Origin of the sequence: Nonomuraea rhodomycinica (assembly GCF_013363995.1) — a bacterium.
GTDB lineage: Bacteria > Actinomycetota > Actinomycetes > Streptosporangiales > Streptosporangiaceae > Nonomuraea > Nonomuraea rhodomycinica.
Genome location: NZ_JABWGO010000001.1, coordinates 1681172 through 1700315, shown reverse-complemented (window position 1 = coordinate 1700315; position 19144 = coordinate 1681172). Strand labels below are relative to the sequence as shown.

19 protein-coding genes are annotated in these 19144 nt (G+C 70.9%); 12 read left to right on the top strand and 7 right to left on the bottom strand.

Annotated features, from left to right (window positions below; all coding sequences use genetic code 11):
* The first annotated feature begins 36 nt into the window (after window positions 1-36).
* Both HT134_RS07835 and HT134_RS07830 read left to right on the top strand, forming a co-directional pair.
* Entirely contained in the window at window positions 37-1875 is a 1839-nt protein-coding gene (locus tag HT134_RS07835; RefSeq protein WP_175599482.1) for a DUF998 domain-containing protein, read from the top strand.
* Between the two features lie 105 nt (window positions 1876-1980).
* The gene (locus tag HT134_RS07830; RefSeq protein WP_312888029.1) at window positions 1981-2700 is read left to right on the top strand and encodes an SIMPL domain-containing protein; all 720 of its coding nucleotides are present in this window, start codon (window positions 1981-1983) and stop codon (window positions 2698-2700) included.
* Here the strand turns inward: HT134_RS07830 and nadA are convergent.
* Entirely contained in the window at window positions 2697-3854 is a 1158-nt protein-coding gene (gene nadA / locus HT134_RS07825; protein ID WP_175599481.1) for a quinolinate synthase NadA, read from the bottom strand. The two genes, HT134_RS07830 and nadA, sit on opposite strands and share 4 nt — an antisense overlap.
* Window positions 3855-4034: 180 nt before the next feature.
* On the opposite strand from nadA, the gene erpA reads away from it, so the two are divergent.
* Both erpA and HT134_RS07815 read left to right on the top strand, forming a co-directional pair.
* Window positions 4035-4388: an iron-sulfur cluster insertion protein ErpA gene (gene erpA / locus HT134_RS07820; RefSeq protein WP_175588871.1), complete on the top strand. Its 354-nt coding sequence runs from the start codon at window positions 4035-4037 to the stop codon at window positions 4386-4388.
* Between the two features lie 111 nt (window positions 4389-4499).
* Window positions 4500-5486: a carbohydrate kinase family protein gene (locus tag HT134_RS07815; RefSeq protein ID WP_175599480.1), complete on the top strand. Its 987-nt coding sequence runs from the start codon at window positions 4500-4502 to the stop codon at window positions 5484-5486.
* Between the two features lie 143 nt (window positions 5487-5629).
* On the opposite strand, the gene HT134_RS07810 is transcribed toward HT134_RS07815, so the two are convergent.
* The 3 genes from HT134_RS07810 to HT134_RS07800 form a co-directional block, all read right to left on the bottom strand.
* Window positions 5630-6064, bottom strand: a complete 435-nt coding sequence (locus HT134_RS07810; protein ID WP_175599479.1) for a CBS domain-containing protein — start codon at window positions 6062-6064, stop codon at window positions 5630-5632.
* A 105-nt stretch (window positions 6065-6169) separates the two neighbouring features.
* On the bottom strand, window positions 6170-6415 hold the full coding sequence (locus HT134_RS07805) for a sulfurtransferase TusA family protein (RefSeq protein WP_175599478.1): 246 nt from the start codon (window positions 6413-6415) through the stop codon (window positions 6170-6172).
* Entirely contained in the window at window positions 6412-7545 is a 1134-nt protein-coding gene (locus HT134_RS07800; protein ID WP_175599477.1) for a cysteine desulfurase family protein, read from the bottom strand. Before HT134_RS07800 ends, HT134_RS07805 begins: the two co-directional genes overlap by 4 nt.
* Window positions 7546-7729: 184 nt before the next feature.
* Between HT134_RS07800 and ctaC the strand changes: the two genes are divergently transcribed.
* The 4 genes from ctaC to HT134_RS07780 all read left to right on the top strand — a co-directional run bounded on the left by ctaC (window position 7730) and on the right by HT134_RS07780 (window position 12010).
* Entirely contained in the window at window positions 7730-8593 is an 864-nt protein-coding gene (gene ctaC, locus HT134_RS07795; protein ID WP_446685756.1) for an aa3-type cytochrome oxidase subunit II, read from the top strand.
* Window positions 8590-10251 carry an aa3-type cytochrome oxidase subunit I gene (ctaD, locus tag HT134_RS07790; protein ID WP_175599475.1) on the top strand — a complete coding sequence of 554 codons (1662 nt, stop codon included), beginning with the start codon at window positions 8590-8592 and terminating at the stop codon, window positions 10249-10251. The genes ctaC and ctaD overlap by 4 nt, the downstream gene beginning before the upstream one ends.
* On the top strand, window positions 10251-10664 hold the full coding sequence (locus HT134_RS07785) for a cytochrome c oxidase subunit 4 (RefSeq protein WP_175588864.1): 414 nt from the start codon (window positions 10251-10253) through the stop codon (window positions 10662-10664). Before ctaD ends, HT134_RS07785 begins: the two co-directional genes overlap by 1 nt.
* A 152-nt stretch (window positions 10665-10816) precedes the next feature.
* On the top strand, window positions 10817-12010 hold the full coding sequence (locus HT134_RS07780) for a L,D-transpeptidase (protein ID WP_175599474.1): 1194 nt from the start codon (window positions 10817-10819) through the stop codon (window positions 12008-12010).
* Between the two features lie 159 nt (window positions 12011-12169).
* Here the strand turns inward: HT134_RS07780 and trpD are convergent, their stop codons facing one another.
* Complete coding sequence (trpD, locus tag HT134_RS07775) at window positions 12170-13207, bottom strand: anthranilate phosphoribosyltransferase (RefSeq protein ID WP_175599473.1); 1038 nt, start codon at window positions 13205-13207, stop codon at window positions 12170-12172.
* Between the two features lie 9 nt (window positions 13208-13216).
* Window positions 13217-13615, bottom strand: a complete 399-nt coding sequence (locus HT134_RS07770) for a response regulator transcription factor (protein ID WP_175589166.1) — start codon at window positions 13613-13615, stop codon at window positions 13217-13219.
* A gap of 198 nt (window positions 13616-13813) precedes the next feature.
* On the opposite strand from HT134_RS07770, the gene ctaE reads away from it, so the two are divergent.
* From ctaE to qcrB, 4 genes are all read left to right on the top strand, one after another.
* Window positions 13814-14464: an aa3-type cytochrome oxidase subunit III gene (gene ctaE, locus HT134_RS07765; RefSeq protein WP_175599472.1), complete on the top strand. Its 651-nt coding sequence runs from the start codon at window positions 13814-13816 to the stop codon at window positions 14462-14464.
* Window positions 14465-14556: 92 nt separating this feature from the next.
* The gene (gene qcrC / locus HT134_RS07760; protein WP_246363569.1) at window positions 14557-15288 is read left to right on the top strand and encodes a cytochrome bc1 complex diheme cytochrome c subunit; all 732 of its coding nucleotides are present in this window, start codon (window positions 14557-14559) and stop codon (window positions 15286-15288) included.
* Window positions 15285-16397 (top strand): cytochrome bc1 complex Rieske iron-sulfur subunit, encoded by a 1113-nt coding sequence (qcrA, locus tag HT134_RS07755; protein ID WP_175599470.1) that lies wholly within the window; start codon window positions 15285-15287, stop codon window positions 16395-16397. Before qcrC ends, qcrA begins: the two co-directional genes overlap by 4 nt.
* On the top strand, window positions 16394-18055 hold the full coding sequence (gene qcrB, locus HT134_RS07750; RefSeq protein WP_175599469.1) for a cytochrome bc1 complex cytochrome b subunit: 1662 nt from the start codon (window positions 16394-16396) through the stop codon (window positions 18053-18055). Before qcrA ends, qcrB begins: the two co-directional genes overlap by 4 nt.
* An 800-nt stretch (window positions 18056-18855) precedes the next feature.
* On the opposite strand, the gene HT134_RS07745 is transcribed toward qcrB, so the two are convergent.
* Entirely contained in the window at window positions 18856-19143 is a 288-nt protein-coding gene (locus tag HT134_RS07745) for an Lrp/AsnC family transcriptional regulator (RefSeq protein ID WP_175588857.1), read from the bottom strand.
* Window position 19144 lies beyond the last annotated feature (1 nt).

Genomic DNA, 19144 nt, shown 5'->3' with positions numbered 1-19144 from the left:
CATGGCGGTCGATACGCTTAGTGATGTAATCGTCACGTGGAGCGACAATTGTCGGTGTTCGCGGCTTTTGCGTTCATCGTGGCCGCCGTACTCGCCAGCGCCTGGGTGACCGGGCAGTTCACCACCCCGGCCCTGAGCGGCGCCGGCGGCTACGTGAGCGAGCTGGCCGCCCGCGACCAGCCGTGGACGCGCCTGTTCCGGGCCACCGACGCGCTCGCCGGCCTGGCGTGCCTGGCGGGAGTGGCGCTCGTGCCCCGTACCGCCCGGGAGGGGGCCGGCTGGCTGGCGCTGGCCGCGTTCGCCGTGCTGGCGCTGGTGGGAGGGGTGTTCCCGCTGGACTGCGCGGTGCTCAGCGACCCGTCGTGCGCGCACCGGGCGCGCTCGCTGGCCCACCACGTCCACGCCGTGGCGCAGCTGCCGTCGGAGGCGTGCGGCGTGGCCGCCATGGTGCTGCTGAGCCTGCGCTGGCACACCTGGCCCGCCGCCCTCCTCGCGGGCGCCTCCCTGGGCGCCGCCGCCCTCGTCGGCGCCGTCTCCACCGGCGCCGTCACGCTCATGGCCGTGCTCCTCCCCGGCGGCCCCGCCCTCATCCCGTCGGCCGCCCTCATCCCGTCGGCCGTCCTCGCGCCGTCCGCCGTCCTCGCCTCGCCGTTCGCGCTCCCTTCCGGAACTCCGGCGGTCCCGCCACTCGCCCAGGCCGTCCTCGGGCACGGCCACGGCCTCCTGGGGCTTCCCGCGGGCGCGGGGGCCGTGCAGCGTCTCCAGGCCGCGCTCCTGGCCGGCTGGCTCGTGTACGCGGCGCTCAGGCTGCTCGTACGCCCCGGGCCGGAGCCCTCCGGTGCGCCGTCCCGCGTGGCGCGGTACGGGACCGGGCCCGCCGTGATCCTCACCGGCGGCCCCGGAGGGGCCTGGCTGCCCTGGGACCGGCTGACACGGGCATTGGCGCGCGGGCGCCGGGTGACCCGCTTCGACCGCCCCGGTCTCGGCGCGGACGCGTGCGCTCCGGGCGGGCCGGGCCCGTGTGCTCAGGGAGCGGCGCCCTCCGTGCCGCCCACCCTGTACGGCGAGGCGGCCCGGCTGGCCGCCCTCGCCCCCGCGCACCCCGAGCGCGTCACCGTCGTCGCCCACGGGCGGGCCGCCTGGCATGCGGAGGCGTTCGCCCGGCTGCACCCCCTGCGGGTGGCCGCGCTCGTGCTCGTGGACCCGGATCCCGGTGTGCGGGGCGCGCGCGGCACCTCGGCGGCGGGACGGGAGGTGGTCCGGTGGCTGCCCGCCCTGGGCGGCACGTGGGGCGCCGCGGCCCTGGCCCGCCTGGCCGCCCCGGCCCTGGACCGGCTCCACACCCCCGTCCCGCCAGTCCCGCCCGCCCGGCCACGACCCGGCGGCCCCGGGCGCGAGGGGAGTGGGGACGGCGGGCGTAGGAACGACGGGCGTGGGTTCGAGGGGAGTGGGGACGGCGGGCGTAGGAACGACGGGCATGGGTCCGAGGGGAGTGGGGACGGCGGGCATGGGTTCGAGGGGAGTGCAAACGGCGGGCGCGGAGGCGAAGGACGCGGGCGCGGCGGGCGTGGGCATCGCCGATGCGGGCGTGGGCGGTGCCGGTGTGCCGGGCGCGGGCACGCGGCGGCGGCGATCGCGGCGGAATGGCTGGCGCGCCGCGACATGGCCGCCGTCCTGCGTCTCCTGAGAGCCCGCCGGCCGATGCCCGCCGTCCCGGTCACCGTGGTGAGCACGACCCTCCGGCGGGCGCCGGGCCGGCGGGTGGCGGCGGCGCTGGGCGCGGAGCTGGTCCGCGTCCGCCGCCGCGCCCTGCTCCGCGACCCGACCCCCCTGGTGGCGGCCGTACGCGGCCCGGGGGAGACGGGCAAGGGCTGACGGCGGGCGTGACGGCCAGCACAATGGGGCAGCGGAACGGCCCATCCGTACCAGATCCGTCCGACGCCACACGAAGGACCCGGACCCGTCCACGAAGGGGTGCGCGTGACCACCGAACACGAGCAGATCGCGGTCGCCGGAGAGGGATCGGCGTCGGCCGCGCCCGACGTCATGCGCCTGAGCGCGGGGGTGGAGGCGCGCGGCGCCTCGGCCGCGCAGGCGTTCGCCGAGGTCAGAGCGGCCTCGGCGCGGCTGGACGCCGCCCTGCGCGAGGCCGGGGTCGCCGCCGATGACCTGCGCACGAGCGAGCTGTCGCTCGGTCCGGAGTACGAGGCGTACCCCAAGGTGTCCGGCTACCGCGCCGCCCAGGGGGTCGAGGCCGTGGTGCGCGACCTGACGCGCGCGGACCGGGTGGTGGACGCCGTCGCCGGGGTGGGGGAGGAGGCGCGGCTCGACGGCGTGTCCTTCGAGCTGTCCGACCCGGCCGCGACGCTCGCGCGGGCCCGCGAACGGGCGTTCCGCGACGCCGCGGCCAAGGCCGCCCAGTACGCGAGGCTGGCCGGGCGGGCGCTCGGCCGGGTCGTCTCCGTCACCGAGGACGCGCGCGGCGGCCCCCAGCCGATGCCGTTCGCCGCGATGGCGGCCGAGGAGCGCTCGTCGATCAGCCCCGGCCGCCAGACGCTGTCGGTCGGCGTGCGGGTCGTCTACGCCTTCGCCGACCCCGACCCCGACCCCGACCCCGACCCCGCCGACCCCGATCCAGATCGCGACGCCGCCGACGCCGGTGCGCCGGACCCGCGCCACGGAGGGCGGACGGAGGACTAGGGCAGGGCCAGCATGCGGTCGAGGGCCACGCGCGCCCAGTGCGCCGTGTCCTCGTCCACCGTGATCTGGTTGACCACCTCGCCCAGCGACAGCGACTCCAGCGCCCACACCAGGTGGGGCAGGTCGATGCGGTTCATGGTCGAGCAGTAGCAGACCGTACGGTCCAGGAATGAGACGTTCTTGTCGGGGAACATCCCGGCGAGCCGCTTGACCAGGTTGAGCTCGGTGCCGACGGCCCAGCTCGACCCGGCCGGGGCCTGCTCCAGCGTCTTGATGATGTGCTCGGTGGAGCCGACGTGGTCGGCCTTGAGCACCACCTCGTGCCGGCACTCCGGGTGGACGAGCACGTTCACGCCCGGCACGCGCCGCCGTACGTCGTCGACCGACTCGGCCGTGAAACGGCCGTGCACCGAGCAGTGGCCCTTCCACAGGATCATCCTGGCCCGCTGGAGCTGCTCGCGGGTGAGGCCCCCGCCGGGACGGTGCGGGTTCCACACCACGCAGTCGTCCAGCGACATGCCCATCTCCAGCACGGCCGTGTTGCGGCCGAGGTGCTGGTCGGGCAGGAACAGCACCTTGCCGCGCTGATCGAACGCCCAGTCCAGCGCGCGGCGCGCGTTGGAGGAGGTGCACACGGCGCCGCCGTTGCGGCCGCAGAACGCCTTGATGTCGGCGCTGGAGTTCATGTACGTGACGGGGATCACGTCATCGGCCAGGCCGGCGTCCTCCAGCGCCTCCCAGCACTCCTCCACCTGGTCGAACGTGGCCATGTCGGCCATCGAGCACCCGGCCGCCAGGTCGGGCAGGATCACCTTCTGGGCGTCGGAGGTGAGGATGTCGGCCGACTCCGCCATGAAGTGCACGCCGCAGAAGACGATGTACTCCGCCTCCGGCCGGGCCGCCGCCAGCCGGGCCAGCTTGAAGGAGTCGCCGGTCACGTCGGCGAACTGGATGACCTCGTCGCGCTGGTAGTGGTGGCCCAGCACGAACAGCCGCTCGCCCAGCGCCTCCTTCGCCTTGCGCGCCCGCTCCACCAGGCCGGGGTCGGAGGCCGGCGGCAGCTCGCCCGGGCAGTCCACCCCCCGCTCGGAGTGCGGATCGGCGCCCTGGCCGAGGACGAAGAGCGGCAGACCGGTCTGGGTGGCCATCGCCATCCCCCCTTATCGTCGGTTTGACGATACCGATGATGGCACACGGCTCGCCATGGTCGCGTCCCGGGTGGGCGGAGACCGAGCAGAACAGGGGAGGGGCAGGGGAATGCCGGGCATACCCCTGGTGTTGGTAGCGTCTTAGTAGGACGTCAGAAAGAGACAGCCGGGTTAGGGAGTCAGCAGATGACGGTTGAGAGCAGCGAGACCACAGCGCAGGGCCTGATCCTGACCGACGCGGCCGCCGCCAAGGTCAAGAGCCTGCTCGAGCAGCAGGGCGAGGAAGGTCTGCAGCTGCGCGTGGCCGTGCAGCCGGGCGGCTGCTCCGGCCTGCGCTACCAGCTCTTCTTCGACGACCGCCAGATGGACGGCGACGTCGTCACCGACTTCGGCGGCGTGAGTGTCGTCACCGACAGGATGAGCGCCCCGTACCTGATGGGCGCCTCCATCGACTTCGTCGACACCATCGAGAAGCAGGGCTTCACCATCGACAACCCCAACGCCACGGGTTCGTGCGCGTGCGGCGACTCCTTCAACTAGTCGCCTGACGGGTCGTCACCGACACGGTCCCGCTCGCCTTTGTGCGTGCGGGACCTTCGCGTATTCTCGTTGGGCTCAATTGGCTTGCAGACAACGAGGAAGAAGAATCCCGTGCGCATCGCCGTCACCGGCTCCATCGCGACCGACCAACTGATGACGTTCCCCGGCAGCTTCGGCGACCAGCTCATCGCCGAGCAGCTCGACCGGGTGTCACTCTCGTTCCTGGTCGACGACCTGCAGATCCGTCGCGGCGGGTGCGCGGCGAACATCGCCTTCGGCATGGGCTGCCTGGGCCTCAACCCGATCCTCGTGGGCGCCGTCGGCAACGACTTCGCCGACTACCACTCCTGGCTGGAGCGCCACGGCGTCGACTGCGGCTCGGTGCACGTCTCCGAGACCCGCCACACGGCGCGCTTCCTGTGCACCACCGACGAGCACCACAACCAGATCGCCTCCTTCTACACCGGGGCGATGGCCGAGGCGCGCCTCATCGAGCTGCAGCCGGTCGCCTCCCGCGTCGGCGGCCTCGACCTCGTGCTGGTCAGCCCCAACGACCCCGACGCGATGCTGCGCCACACCGACGAGTGCCGCCAGCGCGGCATCCCGTTCGCCGCCGACCCCTCGCAGCAGCTCGCCCGCATGGGCGACGACCAGATCCGCGACCTCGTCGACGGCGCCGCCTACCTGTTCTCCAACGACTACGAGAAGGGGCTCATCGAGCAGAAGACCGGCTGGTCCGACGCCGAGATCCTGTCCCGCGTCGGCGTCCGCGTCACCACGCTCGGCCCCAAGGGCGCGGTCATCGACCGCGCGGGCGAGCCGTCCATCCACGTGGCCCCGGCCCCCGAGCTCGGCAAGGCCGACCCGACGGGCGTCGGCGACGCCTTCCGCGCCGGCTTCCTCGCCGGCCTGGCCTGGGGCCTGTCGCTGGAGCGCTGCGGCCAGATCGGCAACCTGACGGCCACCCACGTGCTGGAGAACGTCGGCGGCCAGGAGTACGAGCTCGGCCAGAAGGTCTTCCTGGAGCGCTTCGCCGCCGCCTACGGAGCCGACGCCGCGGCCGAGGTGGCCGCCCACGTGCGCTGCCACCACCCGTAGCCCCGAGCGCCCTGCGGCGCCCCTCACGGGCGCCCCGGCACCCTCCAGCAAGAGGCCCTGGAACTGTGAGGGGCCCCTGGAACGCGGACGACCCGCGAGCCGCGCCTCGGCGCCGCCCGCGGGTCGTCCGGGTGCCGCCCGGGTCAGCCGCGCGCGTAGACGCGGTGGACGAACTCGGCGAGCTGCGCGTCCGGCAGGTGCCTGGCCAGGTCGGCCTCGCTGATCATGCCCACCACGTGGTCGCCCTCGACCACCGGCAGCCGCTTGATCTGGTGCTCCTCCATGCGCGACAGCGCCTCGGCCAGCGGGGCGTCCGGCGTCACCGACACCAGCCCCGCCGTGAGGTCGGCGGCCCGTACCTGGGAGGGGTCGCGCCCCTCCGCGATGCACTTCACGACGATGTCGCGGTCGGTGATGATCCCGACGACGCGCCCGTCCGGATCGCAGACGGGCAGCGCCCCAACGTTGTCGTTGCGCATGAGCTGCGCCGCCCGGTCGAGCGTCTCGTGGGCCGGGAGGCATTCGGCGCCCGGGTTCATCACGTCGCGCGCGGTCTCGTGCGGGTGTCCTGCGGTCATCTCTCTCCCCCTGGGGTGCTCGTCAGCGGTCGGTCCGCTCTGGCCCTACCCAGGTCGCGTCACATGCCACATCCCCGGACGAATCAGACGAAACAGGGGGAGAGGTCAGTAGTTGCGCCGCACGTGGATCGCCCAGCCGCCGCCCGGCAGCTCGTACGAGCCGACGTGGCGGTGGGACTTGAGCCGGCACCAGGCCGGCACGTCGGTGTAGGCCGCCGGGTCGTCGGCCAGGACGGCCACCACCGAGTTGAGCGGCACGTGATTGATCTGCTCGGCCAGCATGATGATCGGGATCGGGCACTTCTTCCCGAGCGCGTCGATCGTCAGTGCCGGTGCGGTGACCTCGGTCATGCGACTCCTGCGTCGTGGCGGATCCGGCGCACCAGCTCGGGCAGCACGGCGAGGAACCGATCGACCTCGTCCGCGGTGGCGCCCCTGGGCAGGGAGACCCGCACGTTCCCATGGGTGAGCACGCCCATCGCTTCCAGGACATGCGATGGACGAAGCGTACTAGCGGTGCAGGAACTCCCGGACGAGACCGCGAATCCCGCCTTGTCGAGTTCGCCGAGCAGCACCTCGCCGTCCACGTACAGACAGGAGAACGTCACGATGTGCGGGGCCCGCTCGACCGGCTCGCCGATCACCTCGACGTCCGGGACGACCTTCGGGATCGTCTCCCTGATCCGCCCGACCAGCTCCGACAGCCGCCGCTGCTCCTCGGGCGCCTCCTCCGCCATGGCGCGCAGCGCCGCGGCGGCGGCCACGATCGCCGGGACGTTCTCGAAGCCCGGCACGCGGCGGCGCTCGCGCTCGTCCTCGGGCAGGAACGAGCGGAACCGCGTGCCCTTGCGCACGGCCAGCACGCCCACCCCGGCCGGGCCGCCCCACTTGTGGGCGCTGGCCGTCAGAACCGACCAGCCCGCCGGCACCGGCAGCCGGCCGGCCGTCTGCGCCGCGTCGACCAGCAGCGGCACCCCGTGCCGCCGGCACGCCTCGGCCACTTCGGCCACCGGCTGCAGCGTGCCCACCTCGTGGTTGGCGCTCTGCAGGCACGCCAGCGCGGTGCCCTCGCGGGCCACGGCGGCCTCGAACGCGGCCGGATCGACCCGTCCGGTCAGGCTCACGCCGACCGTCTCGACCGTGCCGCCGTCGCGTTCGTGCAGCTGGGCAGCATGGAGCACGCTGGAGTGCTCCACCGCGCCGGTCACCAGATGGCGTCCGGCCCTGCGCCTGCCGTGTAGGGTGCCGAGGGCGCCGAGATGCACGGCCTGCGTGCCCGAGGAGGTGAACGACACCTCGTCGGGGCGCGCGCCCAGCACCTCGGCCACCTCCGAGCGCGCCTGCTCCAGCAGCAGGTGCGCCCGGCGGGACTGGGTGTACGGCCTCGCGGGGTCGGCCCAGCCGACGTCGACCGCCTCCAGGAGCGCCTCGCGCGCCCGGGGGTGGAGGGGCTCGGTCGAGGCCGCGTCGAAGTACGCCACGAGACCATCGTCCCACCCGCGCGGACCCGCTCGCGGCCGGCTGCCGGCCGTCCGGCCGTATCCCGGCCGGGAGAGGCGGGCCCCGTCAGGGCGCGCCATTCGAGGGGCCGCGCGGGAGGGCGGGGCCCCTGCACGCTAATGTGTCTGCAATCAGCTGTGCATTTGGAAATACGAGCGCCCAAGAGTGACTCTTGGGCTTCATCTGTGGGGTAGGCGATCCGTGAGTCCGACTCGCCGTTCGACACGGCGTTCGTTGGCCCGGCGCGGGGTGCCGCGCGCCGCCGCTTTGGCGTTGCTGCTGGCCACCGTGACGGCGTGTGCTAATGACGTGCCCAAGGCCGACTGGTCTCGTGGCCTCCTTCCGACGAGCATCACGACCCAGGGTGACACCATCACCAATCTGTGGAACGGTGCCTGGATCGCCGCGCTCGCCACGGGTGTCGTCGTCATCGTCCTGATCGTCTGGGCGTGCATCTTCCACACCCGGCGGCGGGCCAAGGCGGAGCTGCCTCCGCAGGTGCGCTACAACCTGCCGATCGAGATCTTCTACACGCTGGTCCCGCTCGTCATGGTGTCGGTGTTCTTCTTCTTCACGGCGCGTGACACCCGCGAGGTGGACGCCGTGTCGGGCAAGCCGGACGTGCAGGTCAAGGTCGAGGCGTTCCAGTGGAGCTGGCGCTTCACCACGGTCGTCGGCGGCAAGACGCTCAAGCCCGTCACCGGCACGCCGGTGAGCGACTACCACCAGGGCCCCCAGCTCGTCCTGCCGGTGAACAAGCGCGTGGAGTTCGACCTGAGCTCCCCGGACGTCATCCACTCGTTCTGGGTGCCGGCCTTCCTGTTCAAGCGCGACGTGATCCCCGGCCTGCTCGAGAACGACAAGGGCCGGAAGTTCGAGATCACCACGCTGAACAAGCCCGGCGTCTACGCCGGCCGCTGCGCCGAGCTCTGCGGCGTCGACCACAGCCGCATGCTGTTCAACGTCAAGCTCGTTCCGCAGGCTGAGTACGACCAGTACATCGCGACCCAGACTGGGAGCGCCCAGTGACCGCCATCCAAGAGCCCCTCCGGACGACGGCCAGGCCCACACCCAAGGGCCGGATCATCGCCAAGTGGCTGTCCTCCACCGACCACAAGATCATCGGTCATCTGTACCTGATCACGTCGTTCATCTTCTTCCTGATCGGCGGCGTCATGGCGCTGGTGATGCGGGCGGAGCTGGCACAGCCGGGCCTGCAGATCACCACCAACGAGCAGTTCAACCAGCTGTTCACCATGCACGGCACGATCATGCTGCTGATGTTCGCGACGCCGCTGTTCGCGGGCTTCGCCAACGAGCTGATGCCGCTGCAGATCGGCGCCCCGGACGTCGCGTTCCCGCGCCTCAACATGGTGAGCTACTGGCTCTACCTGTTCGGCAGCACCATCGCGGTGTCGGGCTTCTTCACCCCGAACGGCGCCGCCTCCTTCGGCTGGTTCGGCTACGCCCCGCTGTCCAGCGCGGTCTACTCGCCCGGCATGGGCGGCGACCTGTGGATCATGGGTCTGGCGCTGTCCGGTCTGGGCACCATCCTCGGCGCGGTCAACTTCATCACCACGATCATCTGCATGCGCGCACCCGGCATGACGATGTTCCGCATGCCGATCTTCACCTGGAACGTCCTCCTCACCAGCATGCTGGTGCTCATGGCGTTCCCGGTGCTGGCCGCCGCGCTGCTCGCCCTGGAGGCCGACCGCAAGCTCGGCACGCATATCTTCGACGCGGCCAACTCCGGGCCGATCCTGTGGCAGCACCTGTTCTGGTTCTTCGGCCACCCCGAGGTGTACATCATCGCGCTGCCGTTCTTCGGCATCGTGACCGAGATCCTGCCGGTCTTCAGCCGTAAGCCGATCTTCGGCTACATCGGCCTGGTGGGCGCGACCATCGCGATCGCGGGTCTGTCCATCACGGTGTGGGCGCACCACATGTTCCCGACCGGCCAGGTCCTGCTGCCGTTCTTCTCGTTCATGACGTTCCTCATCGCGGTGCCGACGGGCGTGAAGTTCTTCAACTGGATCGGCACGATGTGGCGGGGCCATCTGAGCTTCGAGTCGCCGATGCTGTTCTCGGTCGGCTTCCTCATCACCTTCCTGCTCGGCGGTCTGACCGGCGTCATCCTGGCCTCGCCGCCGCTGGACTTCCACATCAGCGACACCTACTTCGTGGTGGCCCACTTCCACTACGTGGTGTTCGGCACGGTCGTCTTCGCGATGTTCGCGGGCTTCTACTTCTGGTGGCCGAAGTTCACCGGCAAGATGCTCAACGACCGCCTCGGCAAGCTGCACTTCTGGCTGCTGTTCATCGGCTTCCACACCACGTTCCTCATCCAGCACTGGCTGGGCGTGGCCGGGTTCCCCCGCCGCTACGCCGACTACAGCGCGGCCGACGGCTTCACCGACCTCAACATGATCTCGTCGGTGGGCGCCTTCATCCTCGGCGCGTCCACGCTGCCGTTCTTCTACAACGTGTGGAAGACCTGGCGCTCGGCGCCCAAGGTCACGGTCGACGACCCGTGGGGCTTCGGCGGCTCGCTCGAATGGGCGACCTCCTGCCCGCCGCCGCGGCACAACTTCACCTCGCTGCCGCGCATCCGGTCGGAGCGTCCGGCGTTCGACCTGCACTATCCTCACACGTCCGCCAAGTCCGCCCAGGAGGTCGAGGCCTGATGAAGGTCCAGGGTTGGCTGTTCCTGCTGTGCGGCCTGTTCTTCGCCGGCGTCGACGTCGCCTACTGGTTCTGGACGAAGGCCGAGTCGGGCCGGGGAGAGCCGGTCGGCACCACCGCCATGGCGATCTCGGTCGGCTTCGCCTTCATGATCGGCTACTACCTGATGTTCACCGCGCGGCGCATCGGCGCCCAGCCGGAGGACAACAAGCAGGCCGACATCAGCGACGGCGCCGGTGAGATCGGCTTCTTCAGCCCGAGCAGCTGGTGGCCGCTGTTCCTCTGCCTGGCCGCGGCCTTCGCCTTCGCCGGGTTCGTCATCGGCCTGTGGATGTTCATCATCGGGGTCTTCCTGGTGATCATGGCCATGATCGGCTTCGTGTTCCAGTACTACCGGGGCAACTTCTCGCACTGACCCGAGCCGTCTGGTCCCAGTCTCGAAGCGGGCGTCCTCCTTGGGGGAGGACGCCCGCTTTTTGATGATCTTTACCACGTCGCGGAAGTGGCCAATCCATCACGCAGGGTAAGACAAGAGGCGAAGGGACCGAACAGGACGGGGGAGTACTCGTGGGGCACCTCGCGCATGGATCGGCCGCTCTGATCGCTGTGTCGCTGCTGACGGCCTGCACCGCCACCACCGCGACCAAGCAGACCGTCAAACCCGCGGCGGCCCCGGACGTCTCCGTGGCCGTGACCCCCCGTGACCGCGCCGGCGACGTGCCGACCGACGAGACCGTGGTCGTCGCCGCGGACTCCGGGACGCTCAAGAGCGTCCACGTCACCAGCGACCACGGCCGCCTGGCCGGCGTCATCAGCGACGACGGCACCCGCTGGCGCAGCAACCAGACCGCCCGGCCCGGCACCACCTACACGGTGCGGACCGTCGCGGTCAACGCCGACGGCAAGCGCAAGGAGAGCACCAGCACCTTCACCACGGTCAAGGCGAAGGACACCTTCGACATCGCCTACATCACGCCCAACAGCAACGACACCGGGCTCACCGTCGGTGTCGGCATGCCCATCATGATCACCTTCGACAAGCCGGTCACCGACCGGATCGCCGTCGAGCGCAACCTCACCGTGCAGACCTCCAAGCCCGTCCAGGGCGCCTGGCACTGGTTCGACGACCGGCACGTCGACTTCCGGCCCACCGAGTACTGGCCCGCCCGCACCAAGGTGCGCGTGGAGGCCCGCCTGGCCGGCGTGCGCGGCGGTGAGGGCCTGTACGGCAAGCGCGACGTGCGACTCGACTTCCGCATCGGCCGCGAGCAGATCACCCGTGGCAGCACGCAGAACCACGTCCTGACCGTCAAGCGCGACGGCAAGGTCATCCGCACCATGCCGATGAGCGCGGGACAGGGCGGCGCCTGGAAGTTCTACACGACCTCCGGCGTCCACCTGGCCATGTCGCGGGAGGCCGTCACGGTCATGACCTCTCCCGGCATCGGCCCCGGCGAGCCCGGCTACTACCAGCTCACGGTCTACAACACCGTCCGCATCTCCAACAGCGGCGAGTACGTCCACAGCGCGCCCTGGTCGGTGGGGGCGCAGGGCAACTCCAACGTCAGCCACGGGTGCGTGAACGTCAGCCCCGAGAACGCCAAGTGGTTCCTCGACAACACCCTGATCGGCGACCCGATCATCATCACGGGGTCGCCGCGGGTGCTGGAGCCCACCAACGGCTGGGGGCACTGGCAGGAGAACTGGAAGGAATGGCTGAAGTGGAGCTCGCTCAAGGACGGGCCCACGACGACCTTCTGACCCGCCCCTGACCAGTGGCGCCGCGTCGTGGCCGCCAGAGGGCCTCCTGGCGCTCTGTGACGCTCCCGGTACTCCGTTGTACGGGAACGGGCGTGCGGGCGGCTGAGGGCCGTCCAGGCGCCTCACAGGCAGTCGAGGGCACGAGCCCTGAGCCGGGGGTCAGGCGGCGCAGCTGACCTCGATCCAGCGGTCGAGGGTCGCGGCGGCCCGGCCGGAGTCGACCGCCTGCGTCGCGCGCGCGTAGGCGTCGATCATGGCGGAGTCGAGGTCGTCGCCCGGACCGTCGAGCGCGACCAGCGCGGCGGCGGCGTTGAGCAGCACCGCGTCGCGCACCGGCCCCGTCGCCCCGCCGACCAGGTCGCGCACCGCCTGGGCGTTGAAGGCCACGTCGCCGCCCCGCAGCGCGCCCGCGTCGGCGCGCGGGATGCCCAGCACGGCCGGGTCGAACACGGTCTGCGTGGCCGCGCCGTCGCGGACCGTCCACACCGTCGAGGTGGTGGAGATCGTCAGCTCGTCGAGGCCGTCGTCGCCGCGGAACACCAGCGCCGACACCCCGCGCTCGGCGAAGACGCCCGCGAGCACCGGCAGCATGCCGGCGTCGTAGACGCCGATCGCCTGGGCGGCGGGCCGGGCCGGGTTGGTGAGCGGGCCGAGGAAGTTGAAGACCGTCGGGACGCCGATCTCCTTGCGCGGCGGCCCGGCGAAGCGCAGCGCCGGGTGGTAGACGGGCGCGAAGCAGAAGGCGATGCCCGCCTCCCGGGCGACCCGGGCGGTCTGCTCGGGGGTGAGGTCGAGGCGGATGCCGAGGTGCTCCAGGACGTCGGCCGCGCCGCACGAGGACGAGGCCGCGCGGTTGCCGTGCTTGACGACCCGGGCGCCCGCCGCGGCGGCCACGATTGCCGCCATCGTGGAGACGTTGACCGTGTGGGCGCGGTCGCCGCCGGTGCCGACCACGTCGACCACCGGGCCCTCCACGCTCAGCGGCGTGGCGAACTCCAGCATGGTGCGGGCCAGGCCCGCCACCTCGGCCACCGTCTCGCCCTTGGCGCGCAGCGCGACGGCGAAGCCGGCGATCTGCGCCGACGTCGCGGAGCCGGACATGATCTCTCGCATCGCCCACGCGGTCTCGTCGGCGGTGAGGTGCTCGCCGGCGAGGAGCGCCGACAGCAGGGCGGGCCAGGTGGTCCGGGCATCCACGGCGGGCACCTACTTAGCGTTGAGTCGGGTGGAGGAGCGGCGGCGCATGAGGTCGGCCACGGTGTCGGCCAGAACCAGGGGCTCCAGCGGCTGCGGGACGACGGCGTCGGCCTTGGACCACTCGGCCAGCCAGCGGTCGTCGCGCCGGGCGATGATCAGGCACACCGGCGGGCAGTCGTAGACCTCGTCCTTGGCCTGACGGCACACGCCCATGCCGCCGGCCGGCTGGGTCTCGCCGTCGAGCACGGCCACGTCGATCTCCCCGGAGCCCAGCCACTGGTGCGCCTTGGGCTCGGTGGCGCACTCCACGATCTCCACGAAGGGCACATCGGCGGCCGGACGGCGGCCGAGCGCCTGCCGCACCTCCTCGCGGGTGGTGGCGTCGTCGCTGTAGACGAGGACCTTCATGGTGTCGTCGGTGCTCACGGTCGCGCTCACTATCGGTCGAAGCGGTATAGGGTCACCTGGGATCGTACCGGTGCGGCGGCGTGCAATCCCAGGCCGCCGCCCCTGGCGCGTGATTTGCAGGAATTATCCCAGCTTGATGGTCTCCGGACTCCCGCTAACGGGGGGTCGTGCGCCGGACCGACACCCGGAGCCGCAATAATGCTGCCCGTGGCGACAGCATCCGCAATAACTTCGACGACGACAGCACACCCGGCCCGTAGACCGAACCTGGTCAGCGTCGGGACCATCGTGTGGCTGTCCTCTGAGCTCATGTTCTTCGCGGCGCTGTTCGCGATGTACTTCACCATCCGGTCGGTGAGCGAGGGCCACGGCCTCGAATGGGGGCCTGCGCTGCTGCCGAAGGGCGCGACGGCCGAGGGCGCTCACCTGAACATCCCGTTCGCGACGGTCAACACGATCATCCTGGTGCTGTCGAGTGTGACGTGCCAGCTCGGCGTGTGGGCCGCTGAGAAGGGACAGGTCGGCAAGCTCCGCTTCTGGTACTTCGTCAGCTTCCTGATGGGCGCCGTCTTCGTCGCCGGGCAGCTGTACGAGTACGGCGAGCTGGCGAGCGAGGGCGCCACCCTGTCCGCCAACGCATTCACGTCGGTGTTCTACCTCACGACGGGCTTCCACGGCCTGCACGTGACCGGTGGCCTGATCGCGTTCCTGTTCATGCTGGGACGCACGTACGCCGCGAAGCGCTTCACGCATGAGCAGGCCACCAGCGCCATCGTCGTGTCCTACTACTGGCACTTCGTCGACGTCGTCTGGATCGGTCTTTTCGCGACCATCTACATCATTCGTTAAGGAACGGGATCTCTGTGACTAGGATCACCGCTTGGCGGCGGCATCCCCTCGCGAGATACGCCGTCCTGATTTTGGCGTTGGCGCTGGTCGGGATGGTATACACCGCGTTCGTGCAGGCCAGCCGGCCCGCGGACGCGGCTCTTGCCTCGGGCAAGCTCGACGACGTCGCCGCGGGCAAGAGCCTGTTCGAGGTCCACTGCGCCAGCTGCCACGGCATGAACGCGCAGGGCACCTCGACCGGTCCGACGCTGATCGGCGTGGGCGCGGCGGCCGTCGACTTCCAGATGAGCACCGGCCGCATGCCGGCGTCCAACCCCGGCGCCCAGGCGCCGCGCAAGCCGATGGCGGGCTGGGTCACGCCGGACAAGATCCGTCAGATCGGCGCCTTCGTGCAGTCGCTCGGCGGCGGTCCGCAGGTGCCCGGCAAGGAGCAGGTCGACCCCGCGCTCGGCGACGCCGGCAAGGGCGGTGAGCTCTTCCGCGCCAACTGCATCCAGTGCCACAACTGGGCCGGCGCCGGCGGCGCGCTCACGCAGGGCAAGTACGCGCCCAACCTGAACCAGGCCACCCCCACGCAGATCTACGAGGCGATGGCCACCGGCCCGCAGGCCATGCCGGTGTTCAACGACACCACGATCACGCCCGAAGAGAAGCGCAGCATGATCGCCTACATCACCCAGGTGCGCGAGCAGAAGGACCCGGGAGGCTTCGGCCTGGGCCGGATTGGCCCCGTGACCGAGGGTCTCGTAGGTTGGATCGTGGGCATCACCGCCCTCGTACTCGCCTCCATCTGGATCACCGCGAAGAAGCGACAGAAGTCATGACAGACATCGAGCACGAGATCGAGCAGCCGGACGAGCGCGTACCCAAGCGCGTCATCGGCACCCCCGCCCCGGGCACCTCGATGCTCGGCGACGGGGGACCCGCCGCACGCGACGCGGAGGTCGCCGGCGTCACGTACCAGGACGAGACCAAGGCCCGCAAGGCCGAGAAGATCGTGGCGCTGTGCTTCACGATCACCTTCCTGGCGGCGATCGCGTTCATCATCTCCTACGTGGTGTTCCAGGTGGGCAGCCCGGAGAAGACCGCGATCTCCAACCTCGCGCTGGGAGGCAGCCTCACGCTCGCGTTGCTGGGGCTGGCCGTCGGCATCGTGGTCTGGGTCCGCCAGATCATGCCGAAGTACTCCCTCATCCAGGAGCGCCACCCGATGGTCTCCGACGAGGACAGCCGCGAGGTGGTCGCCGAGACCTTCCTCCAGGGCGCGAAGGAGAGCGGGTTCGTCAAGCGCCCGCTGCTGCGCCGCACCCTGCTGCTCGCGGCGGCCCCGCTCGGCCTGATCCCGCTGGTCCTCCTGCGCGACCTCGACAACTCGAAGATGCCGGGCGCGAAGTTCAACGAGACGCTGCGCCACACCGTCTGGGGCGAGAAGACCAAGGAGGGCAAGCCGCTGCGCCTCGTCGTCGAGGGCACCGGCCAGCCGATCCGCGCGGCGGACTTCAACTCGCCGGGCGGCATCCTGTCCGTCGTTCCCGAGGGCTACCAGCACGACCTCAACGCCCTCGCCAAGGCCACGCTGATCCTGATCAAGTTCCGGCCGGACGAGATCAAGTCGGGCACCAACCTGAACTGGACGCACGACGGCATCGTGGCCTACTCCAAGATCTGCACGCACGTGGGCTGCCCCGCGGCCCTGTACGAGCAGACCACCCACCACATCCTGTGCCCCTGCCACCAGTCGACGTTCGACGCCGCCGACGGCGCGAAGGTCATCTTCGGCCCGGCCGCGCGGCCGCTGCCGCAGCTGCCGATCACGGTCGACGACCAGGGCTACCTCATCGCCAAGGGCGACTTCGCGGTGCCCCCCGGTCCCAGCTACTGGGAGCGCGGCGACGCCGAGGCCGAGGCCAGGGCCAAGGGAGGTCACGCATGAGCAGCGACCTGACATCGGTACCCAAGGGCATCGCCGGCCCGTCGAACTTCCTCGACGAGCGCATCGGCGGGGCCAACTTCCTCAAGCGCAACCTGAGGAAGATCTTTCCCGACCACTGGTCGTTCCTGCTCGGTGAGATCGCCCTCTACGCGTTCATCCTGCTGCTGCTGACCGGTACGTTCCTGACGTTCTGGTTCAAGCCCAGCATGGGGGAGATCGCCTACAACGGCTCGTACGCCCCGCTCAAGGGCGTCATGATGTCCGAGGCGTACGCGTCGTCGCTGGAGATCAGCTTCGACGTGCGCGGCGGCCTGCTCGTGCGGCAGATGCACCACTGGGCGGCCCTGCTGTTCGTCGCCGGCATGATGGTGCACATGCTCCGGGTGTTCTTCACCGGCGCCTACCGCAAGCCCCGCGAGCTCAACTGGCTGATCGGCGTCCTGCTGCTGACGCTGGCGCTGGTCGAGGGCCTCACCGGCTACTCCCTGCCCGACGACCTGCTCTCCGGCGCCGGTCTGCGGATCACCGAGGGCGTGGCGATCTCGCTGCCGCTGGTCGGCACGTACATCACGTTCTTCCTGTTCGGCGGCGAGTATCCGGGCGAGGACATCATCTCCCGGTTCTACTCGCTGCACATCCTGCTCATCCCGGGCCTCATCCTGGCGCTCGTGTCGGCCCACCTGGTGCTCATGTGGGTGCAGAAGCACACCCAGATGCCGGGCAAGGGCCGCACCAACAAGAACGTGGTGGGCGCGCCGTTCTACCCGGCCTTCATGGCCAAGGCGGGCGCGTACACGCTGTTCACGTTCGCCGTGGTCGCCGGGCTGGCGACGTTCACCCAGATCAACCCGATCTGGCTGTTCGGCCCGTACACGCCGGCGGACATCTCGGCGGGTTCGCAGCCCGACTGGTACATGGGCTTCCTGGAGGGCTCGCTGCGGCTCATGCCGTCGTGGGAGATCAACCTCTTCGGCACGTCCCACGCGGGCACGCTGCCGCTGAGCGTGATCATCCCGGCGCTCGTGCCGCTGGGTCTGGTGATGACCGGTCTCGCGCTGTACCCGTTCCTCGAACGCTGGATCACGGGCGACCACCGCGAGCACCACGTCGCCGACCGCCCGCGCAACAACCCGCACCGCACGTCGATCGGCATGTCGGCGATCGTGTTCTACGGCGTGCTGTGGCTGCTCGGCGCCAACGACGAGCTCTCGGCGAACTTCCAGATCTCGCTCAACTGGACCACCTACGCCGGCCGGGTGCTGGTGTTCGTGCTGCCTGCGCTGGCGTACATCATCACCTACCGCGTCTGCCTCGGCCTGCAGCGCTCCGACTCGGCCGTCGTCTCGCACGGCGTCGAGTCGGGCGTCATCAAGCGGCTGCCGCACGGTGAGTTCATCGAGATCCACACGCCTCCGGCGGACGACATCGAGGCTCACGTGCGCGGCAAGGAGGCGGTGCCGATGCTGCCCGTCGAGGCGGACGGCGCCGGCATCCCGCCGAAGGGCATGCGCGGTCCGCTCGGCAAGCTCCGGGCCCGCATGTCGCGCGCGTACGGTGGCGAGAAGATCGCTCTGGACGAGGGTCACGGCCACGGCCATGGCCACGAGGACGAGCACGCCGCGATCGGGTCGGGCGAGGACCGCTCGCTGACCCACTGATCCACCCGCCGCCGGTCTCGTGGGACCGGCGGCCCAGCCCGGGCCCGGACGGCACCAGCCGCCCGGGCCCGCGCTGTCTCCTCGTCCTATGGGCGGCGGGGGGAAGATCGTGCCGGACGTCACGAGGCCGGGGGACGCGGGCGGCGCGGTACGAGGCGGAAGGGCGCGGGCGGCGACGACCGAACAGCGCCGCACGAAAGCGGGCAGCGTAGAAGGCGCGTCTCAACAGGCGGTGCAGCAGCGGGCGGCGCGGCCGCTGGCGGTCGGCAGCGGGCGGTGCAACGGCGGGCGGCAGGGGAGAGCGCGGATGGGGGCGGGGGCGGAGGCGGCGCACGGTGGCGAGCCGCATCCGCGCACGGGGACGCACCCAAGCGGGTAGTGCGCGACAGGCCGCAAGCGACGGGCCGCACAGTGAGACTGCACGTCAGCGGGCCGCGCGGACGTCGGCGGCACAGGTGGAGCGCGCAGAAGGGCGGCCCGGCGGGGCGCACCTCCAGCGAGAGACACAGCAGAGGCCGGCCGTCGGGCCCTCAGCGAGTGGTGGGTCGTCAGTGGGAGGCGGACTGTCGGCCCCTCAGCGAATGCTGAGCCGTCAAGGGAAGGCGGACCGCTGGTCCTTCAGCGAGTGATGGGCGGTCAGTGGGAGGCGGAGCGCCGGGCTTCACCGAGTGACGGGCCGCCCGATCAGCCGAGTGAGACCGGCGGTCCAACCGGGATCGCCGGTTCAGGCTGAGATCCCAGGTTCAGGCAGCGATCGGCGGTTCGGGGGGAGGCCGGCAGCGCAGGCGGAGGCCGGCGGTTCAGTCGGACTCGGTGAAGCCGATCGAGAACGCGGCGTCCAGGTCGTGCTTGGAGTAGGCCCGGAACGCGATGTGGGTCTCGGTGTGCAGCACGCCCGAGACCTTGTTGATGCGGCCCGGGACCACCTCGGCGATCTCCTCGTAGGCGGCCACCCGCACCATGGCCAGCAGGTCGTACTCGCCGGTGATGGAGTAGACCTCGCTGACGCCGTCGATCTCGGCGATCGTCTGGGCGACCTCCGGGATGCGGTCGACCTCGGCGTTGATGTGAACGATAGCCGTGACCATG